5 protein-coding genes and 1 pseudogene are annotated in these 7,075 nt (G+C 65.6%); 1 reads left to right on the forward strand and 5 read right to left on the reverse strand.

What is annotated here, in order from left to right:
• Positions 1 to 18: 18 nt before the first annotated feature.
• Together Q8M13_RS04980 and cobT are read right to left on the reverse strand one after the other, a co-directional pair.
• Positions 19 to 987: an esterase-like activity of phytase family protein gene (locus Q8M13_RS04980; RefSeq protein ID WP_305298595.1), complete on the reverse strand. Its 969-nt coding sequence runs from the start codon at positions 985 to 987 to the stop codon at positions 19 to 21.
• The gene (gene cobT / locus Q8M13_RS04985; RefSeq protein WP_305298597.1) at positions 984 to 2,933 is read right to left on the reverse strand and encodes a cobaltochelatase subunit CobT; all 1,950 of its coding nucleotides are present in this window, start codon (positions 2,931 to 2,933) and stop codon (positions 984 to 986) included. Before cobT ends, Q8M13_RS04980 begins: the two co-directional genes overlap by 4 nt.
• A gap of 142 nt (positions 2,934 to 3,075) precedes the next feature.
• On the opposite strand from cobT, the gene Q8M13_RS04990 reads away from it, so the two are divergent.
• Positions 3,076 to 3,255, forward strand: a complete 180-nt coding sequence (locus tag Q8M13_RS04990; protein WP_305298599.1) for a DUF1328 domain-containing protein — start codon at positions 3,076 to 3,078, stop codon at positions 3,253 to 3,255.
• A 22-nt stretch (positions 3,256 to 3,277) separates the two neighbouring features.
• On the opposite strand, the gene Q8M13_RS04995 is transcribed toward Q8M13_RS04990, so the two are convergent.
• The 3 genes and pseudogenes from Q8M13_RS04995 to Q8M13_RS05005 form a co-directional block, all read right to left on the reverse strand.
• Positions 3,278 to 4,447 (reverse strand): DUF3089 domain-containing protein, encoded by a 1,170-nt coding sequence (locus Q8M13_RS04995; protein ID WP_305298600.1) that lies wholly within the window; start codon positions 4,445 to 4,447, stop codon positions 3,278 to 3,280.
• Positions 4,448 to 4,521: 74 nt separating this feature from the next.
• Positions 4,522 to 6,645, reverse strand: coding sequence for an ATP-binding protein (locus Q8M13_RS05000; RefSeq protein ID WP_305298601.1), 2,124 nt, complete (start codon positions 6,643 to 6,645; stop codon positions 4,522 to 4,524).
• Positions 6,646 to 6,757: 112 nt separating this feature from the next.
• A pseudogene (locus Q8M13_RS05005) lies at positions 6,758 to 7,075 on the reverse strand (CbbQ/NirQ/NorQ C-terminal domain-containing protein); the annotation flags it as partial.

Genomic DNA, 7,075 nt, shown 5'->3' on the forward strand with positions numbered 1-7,075 from the left:
TCCCTCTGATTTTTGGGTCTATCTGGCGGGCTTCCAGTCGAAGGCCAGGAGCAAAGTCCGCTGGGAGCTTTGGAAATTGTCGTCGGACAGCAGGTAGAATCGAACCGAGCCATCCTTGGCCGGGATCGCCGACAGACCTTCATAATTGTCGACAGTCAGAGGACGGGTCATCTCCATGCGGGCGATCTCGCCGCTGGCGTCATGAATCATCAGAGTGTTGCGGCTGCCGCGCACCGGATCCCAGGCCCTCAGCAGCCAAGCTATGCGCCCGCCTGGCAATGGCCGGGCCGCAACGACCCCAAATTCGGCGGGCTTTGCGATCGTTGCGCCTTGGACGCAGCCGCCCGACAGCTTGCAGGTCCAGGTTTCCCCGGAGTCTTCGCCGGCTGTGACGTAGACGCCGGGGCCGGCTGCTGGAGTTGCGGCCAGCGCCTCCATGCCTCCGTTGTCAGGGAAGCTTGCGGTGGGCGAGGCGGCGATGCGCGGCGCGCCGCCCTTGGCCGGATAGAGCAGGATGCGGTTGTTGCGCTCGAAGCTGACCAGCAGGTCGCCATTCGGCAACAGAGTCATCCCTTCGGCGTCGGCTTCCAGCTTGCCTTGCAGCGGCTTGCCATCAGGCCCGGTCAGCACCGTCAGGGTCGCCTGATCCAGTCCGGTTGGCCGGCCGTTCGCATCGGAGATCAGGCGCGCGGAGAGCAGGTCGCCTTCGTCGCTGATCGCGAGCAGCTTGCCGTCAGCGGAAATCTCCATGTCGGAGAGGCCATGCAGGCGAGCAGTGTCCGCGGAGGTGAGAACCAGGCCGCCGACGTAGTGGAAGTCGCCGAGCTGATTCTGCCCCAGGTCCTGGGCGTTGAGCGGCACGGGCGTCGCCGAAACCGTGATGCGGGCGCCCGCGGCGACCGGCGCGGTCGGCGGCGATGCATGGATTGGCGCGCAGGCGGCGAGCGCCAGCAGCCCGGCGGCTAGTCCAGCCTGCGCCAGTCTCACGCCACCGCTCTCCGCACTTCCTTGAAGGTAGATCGCCGAGCCGGGCCTTGCGGACCTTGGGTGCTGGGCGGCGGAGCCAGGATGTTGGCGTTCTTGCGGGTGACCTTGCGAACGTCTTCGTCGAACAGTTCGGCGAGCTGGTCCACGATCACGCCGGCCAGTTGTTCCACATCGACGATCGTCACCGCGCGGCGATAGTAGCGAGTGACGTCGTGGCCGATGCCGATGGCGATCAACTGCACGGGGCTCTTGCCCTCGATCTCGGTGATCACGTCGCGCAGGTGGCGTTCCAGATAGTGGCCTGAGTTCACCGACAGAGTGGAGTCATCGACCGGCGCGCCGTCGGAGATCACCATCAGGATGCGGCGGGCCTCGGGCCGGCCGATCAGGCGCTGGTGGGCCCACATCAGGGCTTCACCGTCGATATTCTCCTTCAGCAAGCCCTCGCGCATCATCAGGCCAAGGTTGCGGCGGGCGCGGCGCCACGGGGCGTCGGCGGATTTATAGATGATGTGGCGCAGGTCGTTCAGGCGGCCGGGCTGGGCCGGCTTGCCGGCCTTCAGCCAGTCCTCGCGAGACGATCCGCCCTTCCAGGCGCGGGTGGTGAAGCCCAGGATCTCAGTCTTGACGCCGCAGCGCTCGAGGGTCCGAGCCAGGATGTCGGCGCAGACGGCGGCGACCATGATCGGCCGGCCGCGCATCGAGCCCGAATTGTCGATCAGGATGGTGACGACGGTATCGCGGAACTCGGTGTCCTCCTCTTCCTTGAAGGCGAGGGAAGCGGTCGGATCGGTGATCACCCGCGTCAGGCGGGCGACATCGAGGATCCCTTCCTCAAGATCGAAGGTCCAGGAGCGGTTCTGCTGGGCCATCAGCTTGCGCTGCAGCTTGTTGGCCAGGCGCGAGACGACGCTGGAGAGGCTGGCGAGCTGCTGGTCGAGATAGGCGCGCAGCCGGGTCAGTTCCTCGGCGTCGCACAGCTCTTCGGCCGCTACGACCTCATCGTGAGCGGTGGTGAAGACCCGATAGGTCGCCTGCTTGGCGTCGCCCTTCGGGTCCGGGCGCGCAGGCTGTTCGCCTTCGCCCATTTCCGGGGGTTCTTCAGTGTCGTCGGCGTTGGGATCGTCCTGCGCCTCGGTCATCTGGCTGTCGGCGTCCTCGCTTTCGCGATGGCTCGCCTCGTTCTCGTCCATCGAGGCCTGTTGCGGTGACTGGCCTTCGCCTTCGCCCTCGTCGCCGTCTTCCTGGCTCTCGGCCTCGCCGTCTTCGCTGTCGCCGTCCTCGTCGTCGGCCTGATCGGGCGCATCCGACAGGTCATCGCCCATCGACAGGTCGCGCAGGATGGTGCGGGCGATCTTGGCGAACAGCTTCTGGTCGTCGGCGGCGTCAGCCAGCTTGTCGAGATCGGCGCCGGCCTTGCTCTCGACCTCGGCGCGGAACAGATCGACCAGCGGCTGGGCCATGGCGGGCGGCGGCTCGCCGGTCAGCCGTTCGCGCGCCAATAGGGCGACGATGTCGGCCATCGGCGGATTGGCCAAGGCCTCAAGCTGGTTCAGCGGCCGCTTGGCCCAGGCGTGTTCGTGGACGATGCGCAGGTTGTCCTTCACCCCGACCAGGGCGTTGGCGCCGATAGCCTCGATGCGGGCCTGCTCAAGCGCGTCATAGACCGGCGCGCCCAGCGCCGATGCCGGACGGCCCTTGGCGTGGGTGGCGTTGTCGTGGTGGGCGAGGCGCAAGGCCATCTGGTCGGCCAACCCACGAATCCGCGCGGCGTCGGCCGGCGTCAGGTCGCGTGGCGGATGCGGCAGTACGGCGCGGTTGCCGGACAACTGCGGACCCTCGCCGGAATAGACGATCTCAAGATCGGGCATTTCAGCCAACGATCGCGCCGCATGGGCCAGCGCGCGCTTGAAGGGCTCGATCGGGCTTTCAGGGTTCTTGGCCATGGCCAAATCTCATAGCGCGGGTGGGCGAAGCGAGGGAAGGGTGACTTAGGGTCGATGATGAAAGGAACCAGTGTCCCCTGCGAAAGGAACGGCTGGTCGAAAGCGGCGTTGCCACTCCAAGCTGTTTGAGGAGAGACGTGAAATGCTGAAATGGGCGCTCATTTTCGCCGTCGTGGCCCTGATCGCCGGGGCGCTGGGGTTTGGTGGCATCGCCGGCGCGGCCGCGGGCATCGCCAAGATCCTGTTCTTTATCTTCCTGATCGGTTTCGTGATCTTCCTGGTTCTGGGGTTCATGGCCGGCAAGAAGATCACGGGCGGCTAACGCCGCCCGCAACCGGCGGGGCCTACTTCTTGGCGAGGTAGGCCTCGCCCTGGCTGCCCGCCAGATCGACCAGATTGCCCATGGCGAGGTTCACATCGATCAGGTGCAGGCCCCAATCCGGCGTGACCGCGCCCGGCTTGATCGTGTCGGTGCGCGCGTCGGCCGGATCTGCGTTCACGTGCACAGCTAGATAGTTGAAGCCATTTTCGTTGACGCAGGTGGCGCTGAGCAGGCCCGGGAGCGACACGAACGGCGTCGTCACACTGACACCTTTCGCCCAGCCATCGGCGGTGTGGCCATTGCCGGTCGCCGCTAGATAGCTGTGCAGCTCGCCTTTGCCGCCGCCCAGGCTAGCGGGATTGGAGCAGGCGACCTCCATGGCGGGATTGGGTTCGCGCGGACGGCCGAACCGGCTGTTGGCCGGTGGCGGCGCGTTGTCGAGGAAGCTGGCATAGGCGATCGCGCAGCCGATCTGGGTCGCCGATTTGCAAAGCGGGATCGACTTGAAGGTCCCGGTGTCCTTTCCCTTCTCCACCGGCAGGCCGGTCCCGAGCAGCATGGCCGAGATCAGCTTGTCCTGAACCGGCTTGCCGTCGATTTCGTTGGCGATCAGCTGGGTCAGGACGCCTGAACCCTGGCTGTGGCCGATCAGGATAACGCCGCGACCATTGTTCTCGTGCGCGAGGTAGTGGTTCCAGGCGTCGACCACGTCCTGATAGCCGGTCTGTGGCCGCGGCGCATTGGCCGGCAGGCCGCCGGGAAGCGGAGCGCCCGTCACCATGGCCCGCAGCGCGGTCAGGGTGAATTGCCGATACATGGGCGCATAGACCCGGCACTTGGACGCGAACCGCGACAGTTGCTGCTCGACGACGCGCTGCTCCTCGGCGTTAGGCGTCATGTCGGACAGCACGCCCGGATCCATCGACACGGTCGGGTAGACGTAGAAGCAGTCGATCGGCGCCTTGGGATCGGCCTTCCAGGCCTCCTTGGTCGCCTTGCCGGCGGCGGTGATCACCGTGGCGGTGTTGTCGTTCGAGCAGGCGTCGGTGCGGCCGGGCCAGCACAGCCAGTTCTGGGTTTTCGAGTAGTCGTTATGGTCGGCGGCGGGCGGCGTCTGAGCGGCCGCCGGAAACGCCATGCCACCAAGCAAAAGGGTAGCTGCGGCCAAGGCCGCGAACATGTTCCTGGACATCCATCCCCACTGAAATTCTATTATTTGCAATGGAGACAAGATCGCGCCGCAAGGCGATGCGGTCCAGCTTGAATTTACCGCGCGCGAATGGCTTCGGCGGTGTCTCGCGGTTCTTCGTCGCCGCTTAGCGCCGCTTCGATGGCGGCGATCAGCTTGGCGCCTTCGATCGGCTTGGGGATAAAGCCGCTCATCCCGGCCGCAAGGTATTCGGCGACCTGATGGCTCATCACGTTCGCCGAGAGCGCCAGGATAGGCGTCGTAGGCAGCCCGCGCTCAATCTCCAGACGCCGGATCGCGGCCGTGGCCTCGACCCCGTTCATCACCGGCATCTGGACGTCCATCAGCACGATTTCAAATCGGCCCTGGGCGAAGGCTTCGACCGCCTCGCGACCATTGGCGACCAGGGTGAGATCAACGCCGAACGGTTCAAGCAACGCCGAGAGGATCAGCTGGTTGGTGGGGTTGTCCTCGGCCGCAAGGATGCTGGGGACGCTATGAGACCCGGCCGTCCGCGCGGGGTTCGAGGGCGTGGCGCGTGGGGCGGACCGAGCAGGCGCGCGCCATTCCAAAGGCAGGTCGAAGGTGAAAGCCGAGCCTTCGGCCTCGATGCTCTCGACCTTCATCGTCCCGCCCATCAGCGCCACCAATTCGCGGCTGATCGCCAGGCCTAGGCCGGTGCCGCCGAACTTGCGCGTGGTCGATGCATCGACCTGGTTGAACTTCTGGAACAGCTCGCCCTGCCGCGCGACAGGAATGCCGATGCCGGTGTCGTGGACGCTTATCTCAATGCCGCCTGTCAGCCGCCGGGCGAACACCCTCACCTGGCCTTGGTGGGTGAACTTGACCGCGTTCGAAGCCAGGTTGGAGATTACCTGGCGCAGGCGCGCGCCATCGCCCCACCAAATTCCCTGGGCGTTCTCATCGATCTCGATGTGGAACGCGACGTCCTTCTGGTCGGCGATGCCGGCGAAGGCGTTACAGGCGGCCTGGACAGCGATGGAGAGATCGAACTCGTGGTTGTCGATCTCCAGCTTGCCCGCCTCGATCTTGGAGATGTCTAGAATATCGTTGAGGACGGTCAGCAGGGCTTGGCCGGAATCGCGCACGACCTCCAGACGGTCGCACTGGGCGGGGCTCAGGTCCTCTCTAGCCATTACCTGGGTCATGCCGAGGATCCCGTTCAGGGGCGTACGGATCTCGTGGCTCATGTTGGCGAGGAACTGCGATTTGGCCACGCTCGCGGCGGCGGCTTGGTCACGAGCGCGGACGAGTTCGTCCATCGCGTTCTGCAGGCTCGCATCATTGGCGGCGAGCTCTCGGAAGATCACACGGATCCGCGCGGCCATGGCCAGACCTGCGAGCAACAGGACAATCACGACCATCGAGAACAGCGGGATCGCGTTGCGCATGACATCGACGCCAGGCTTCTTCGGCGTCCACGCGACCTGACCTACCGTCTCGCCATTGACGCTGACGATCGGCAGGGTTGCGGCTTCGTCGGTGGTGGCCAGCCCCACGTGGCTGTCGGCGACGCGCATGTCGTTGTTGAGGTCGGCCAGGAAGTCGGCGTCTATCCGGCACGCGGAAATCACCAGATAGCCCGGTCCCGGGCGAGGCTCGATCGCGTCGGTTTCCGGAACGACATTGGAGATCGCGACCAGATGGAGCGCCCCGTCGGCGAACACGACGCCGCTCTTGGTGATGAGCGCGCCGATGCCGCTGCGGCGCAGGATGTCGTCCTGTCGGAGGGTTTCTTCCCTGCGGACGCCAGCCACCAGCGGGGCGGCGGCCTTGAGGAACGGGGCGCTATCGTGCGATGGGATACGTTCCTGGCCTCGCCAAGCGTAAACGGGGCGATCCTGGCTATCGAGGACTAGGCTCAGTTCGTGGCCCATATAGGCCGCGAAGTAGCCGCCGATATAGAGGTCGGCCCAGGCGGTGTCGAAGTTGGGCGAGAGCTTTGTGTAGGCCTCGTCCCAGATCGAGGCCGAAATAATGTGGCGGATGAGCTCGCGCTCAGTGCCCTGCAGGTAATTGGAGATCAGGGCCCGTTCTTCGGCGACCTGCAGCTTGTCGACGGCGCGGGCGGTGTAGAATAGCAGGCCAAGGCTGCCGGCGACCACGATCGCGACGATCAGCGCCGCCAGCGCAACGATGCGGCGAACAGCGCCGCGGTTGTGAGGTAGATCTGAACTCATCGCAGCACGCCCGACATGGACGTTTGTTTTGCGATAACGCGACTAGCAAACCATGAAGATTTGCTGCGACATTTGCGTCGGGATCGCCCGGAAGGACGATCCCGCGCGAAACCTACGCCACGCGGACGCGCGCGGTGCTCTCTGGCAGGTCTTGGCCGAAGGCGCGCTGGAAGAATTCGGCGACGGTGCCGCGCTCCAGCTCATCGCATTTGTTCAGGAAGGTCATCCGGAAGGCGAGCGCGACGTCGCCGCCGAAGATCTCGGCGTTCTGGGCCCAGGTGATCACGGTGCGCGGCGACATCAGCGTCGACAGATCCCCCGCCTCGAAGCCGCGCCGCGTGAGCTCGGCCACCGCCACCATGCGTTCCACCAAGGCTCGCTGATCGAGCCCGGCCAGCGCGGGCACGCGCGCCTGCACGATGGCCACTTC

The sequence above is a fragment of the Phenylobacterium sp. genome (assembly GCF_030681155.1).
In the GTDB taxonomy this organism is placed as follows: domain Bacteria; phylum Pseudomonadota; class Alphaproteobacteria; order Caulobacterales; family Caulobacteraceae; genus Phenylobacterium.

Coding starts and splice junctions, on each gene's coding strand:
- Q8M13_RS05000 (WP_305298601.1), bottom strand. CDS start 6,645: ATGAGTTCAGATCTACCTCACAACCGCGGCGCTGTTCGCCGCATCGTT.
- cobT (WP_305298597.1), bottom strand. CDS start 2,933: ATGGCCAAGAACCCTGAAAGCCCGATCGAGCCCTTCAAGCGCGCGCTG.
- Q8M13_RS04995 (WP_305298600.1), bottom strand. CDS start 4,447: ATGTCCAGGAACATGTTCGCGGCCTTGGCCGCAGCTACCCTTTTGCTT.
- Q8M13_RS04990 (WP_305298599.1), top strand. CDS start 3,076: ATGCTGAAATGGGCGCTCATTTTCGCCGTCGTGGCCCTGATCGCCGGG.